4 protein-coding genes are annotated in these 2,863 nt (G+C 72.5%); 1 reads left to right on the top strand and 3 read right to left on the bottom strand.

The genetic code is table 11. The features are described 5' to 3' along the window. Positions 1-44: 44 nt before the first annotated feature. On the bottom strand, positions 45-317 hold the full coding sequence (locus JT723_RS34530; protein WP_205048860.1) for a hypothetical protein: 273 nt from the start codon (positions 315-317) through the stop codon (positions 45-47). A gap of 35 nt (positions 318-352) precedes the next feature. After that, entirely contained in the window at positions 353-1,171 is an 819-nt protein-coding gene (locus tag JT723_RS34525; protein WP_205048859.1) for a phytanoyl-CoA dioxygenase family protein, read from the bottom strand. A gap of 140 nt (positions 1,172-1,311) precedes the next feature. On the opposite strand from JT723_RS34525, the gene JT723_RS34520 reads away from it, so the two are divergent. Beyond that, positions 1,312-2,145: a helix-turn-helix transcriptional regulator gene (locus JT723_RS34520; RefSeq protein ID WP_205048858.1), complete on the top strand. Its 834-nt coding sequence runs from the start codon at positions 1,312-1,314 to the stop codon at positions 2,143-2,145. A gap of 132 nt (positions 2,146-2,277) precedes the next feature. Here JT723_RS34520 and JT723_RS34515 read toward each other — a convergent pair. After that, a partial coding sequence (locus tag JT723_RS34515) for a cellulose binding domain-containing protein (protein WP_205048857.1) occupies positions 2,278-2,863 on the bottom strand: 586 nt, incomplete at its 5' end.

Genomic DNA, 2,863 nt, shown 5'->3' with positions numbered 1-2,863 from the left:
GCCAGAAGTGGGCGCATCCCGACGGGGTGCGCCCACTGCGTGCGTCAGGCGCGGGTGTCGGTGATCTTCTCGAAGAAGAACTCGTGCTTGAGGAAGGAGACGTCGTACTCGTGCCCCGGGTAGGGCGGGACGAGCTGGGCGGCCTGGAACAGCCGCCAGCCGTCCCGGAGCGCGTCGACGCCCGTTGCGTAGGGGGGCTCGTCGCTGTCGCCCGTGGTCGGTGAGGTGCGGCCGGTGCCGTCGTAGAGCGACCAGCCGACGACAGGCGCGTCGAGAGCCGAGTTCCCGAGGTAGAGCACCAGCACCTGCTGGCGCAGGACCGGGGCGGCGGGCGCGGTGGCCGGGTCGTTCGTCATACGGCGGCCTCCTGGGGGCGGTTCGCGACCCTGGTCACCCAGTGGTCGAGGTCGAAGCCGTCGTCGCCGGTCAGCGCCCGCCACAGCAGGACGCGGTTGTAGACCTCCAGCCGGGCCGTCGCCTGCTCGTACCAGGGGAACACCGCCCCCAGCTCGGCGGCGACCTGCGGGTCGCGCAGGTCCGAGGTGTCCCACAGGAGCCGCTGGCGGACGGCCGGGTTGAAGCGGATCTTGAACATGTAGCGGGTCTCGTCGCTGTCGTTGCGCCGACCGCCGTGCCAGATGCCATGGTGCAGAAACACCACGGTGCCGGCCGGGCAGACCAGCCGGTCCTGGCCCCGCAGGTTCTGGTAGCGGCCGGTGTCGGTCTCGTTGGTCCTGCGCAGGTGGCTGCCGGGGATGCTGAGGGTGCCGCCCATGTCCAGCGTCACATCCTGCGGGTAGTACATCAGCTGCACGTCGAAGGCGTGCGCCCGGACGTCGATGATGGCGTCCGCGTGCAGCGCCTGGGCCTCCCCTCCGTGCGGCTCCCGGATGTGCACCGCGTGGTGGTCCACCGCCGGCTCCGGGCCGACCAGGCTGCGCAAGGCCCCCGCCACCTCCGGGAGCCCGAGTAGTCGGCGCGGGAAGGACCCCTGCTCGTAGGCCGCCGACAGCGGCACTCCGTACGGGATGTCCGGCACTCCTTGCGCCAGCACGGTCATCGCCTCGGCGTTCATCGCCGCCGGGACGACCGCGTCCAGGCGCAGCGAGCCGCGCGCCACGAAGCGCGCCATCTGCACGGAGCTGAGCAGTATCGGCCTGTCGTTGTCCATGGGGGCAACGCTAGGGACGATTCCCGCCCACCGCGTGGGCCGGGTTCACCCATCACTGGTCGATTCTCACCCTGCCGGAGAGGTGCGAAGCCGGCGGTACGGGGCGCGGCCCCTCGGCCGCCGTGGTACACAAGGGGCTCATGCACACGGTCCTCGCCCGGCTCGACGAGCCGCCCGCACTCGCGGCGGTCGGCATCGGCATCCACGGGCCCGCCGGCCGGGTGGACGAGTTCGAACTCCCCGAACTGTGGCAGTTCCACCTCTACGGCTACGACGCCGACCTCGCGGTGGCGGGTACCCGGCACACGATCCGCCCGGGCCGGATCAGCCTGATCCCCCCGGGCACCAAGAGCCGGTACGTCTACCGGGGCCGCTCCGAGCACCTCTACGTGCACCTGCGGCTGGCGGCGAGGGGAACTCCCAGGAGCCTGCCGGTGATCCAGGACGCGGGTCACGAGGCCGCCGCGCTGGAGGCCCAGCTGCTGCAGGCGCTCAACGCCTGGCCGCACACCCCGGCCCGTGCCACGGCGGAGGTGTGGGCGGCGCTGTGGCGGGTTGTAGAACTGGCCGGCCGGCGGAGCGCGGGCGGGCCGCCGAGCAGCGGGCGGCCGGGCCACCCGGCGGTGGCCGCCGCGGCGGCCCTGATCGAGGCACGGCTGGCGGAACCGCTGACGGTGCCGGAGATCGCCCGGGCCGTCGGCATCTCGCACAACCACCTGACCCGGCTGTTCCGTTCGGCGACCGGGGAGACGGTCGTCGGTTACATCCGTGCCCGGCGGATGGAGCGGGCGCGTCACTTCCTGCTCGCCACCACGATGTCCATCCCGGCGATCGCGGCCTCTGTCGGCATCCCCGACCTCCAGGCCTTCAACAAGGCGTGCAGAAAGGAACTCGGTGCCGGGCCGCGCGCCGTCCGCGCCGCGCATCCGGTGCGGTGGACCCCCGGCGCTTCGGACGGGTCGGCGCGACGATGAACGCCGACCCGGGTGGCCGCGGCCCGCCGGCCCGTCACCGCGATGGCGACGGCGGCCGCCCCCCGAGCGGGTCGGGGGGCGGTGCCGGGCGCTGAGCGCTCCCATGTGTCAGCGCTCAGTGCGGGACAGCCCTCACGGGCTCGTGCAGGTGAGGGTCGGGGTGGACGGGGAGCCGTTGGCGAGGAAGCCGAAGGTGGTGGACGCCGAGGGCTGGACCGATCCGTTGTAGGAGACGTTGCTCACCTTCACGGTGGAACTGCCGGTCGAGGCCAGCGTGCCGTTCCACACCTGGGTGATGCTCTGCCCGCTGGACTGCGTCCATGTGACGGTCCAGCCGTTGATCGCGGAGCTGCCGGCGGTGACCTTCACCTCTCCCTGGAAGCCGCCGGACCAGCTGTTCACCGTGGTGTAGGTGGCCGTGCACGCGCCGCCGCCGGTGCCGCCGTCCGTCGTACCGCCGTTCGTGGTCCCACCGTTCGTGGTGCCGCCGTCGGTCGTCCCACCGTTCGTGGTCCCGCCGTTGGTGGTCCCGCCGTCGGTGGTGCCGCCGGTCGCGGTCCCGGTCGCCGCGTTGAGGGCGTTCAGCACCGCGGTGTAGGCGGACTTCGGATTGCCGTTGCTGTCGAAGAGCAGGGGGTTGTCGCCGGAGCGCCAGGAGTCGCTGTCGCGGATGCCCCACACCGTGATTCCCGTGCACCTGCTCACGTGGACGCAGGCG

The sequence above is a fragment of the Actinacidiphila bryophytorum genome (genome assembly GCF_016916835.1).
GTDB lineage: Bacteria > Actinomycetota > Actinomycetes > Streptomycetales > Streptomycetaceae > Actinacidiphila > Actinacidiphila bryophytorum.
The sequence above is the reverse complement of the archived record's forward strand: the minus strand, read 5'-3'. Positions and strand labels throughout refer to the sequence as shown.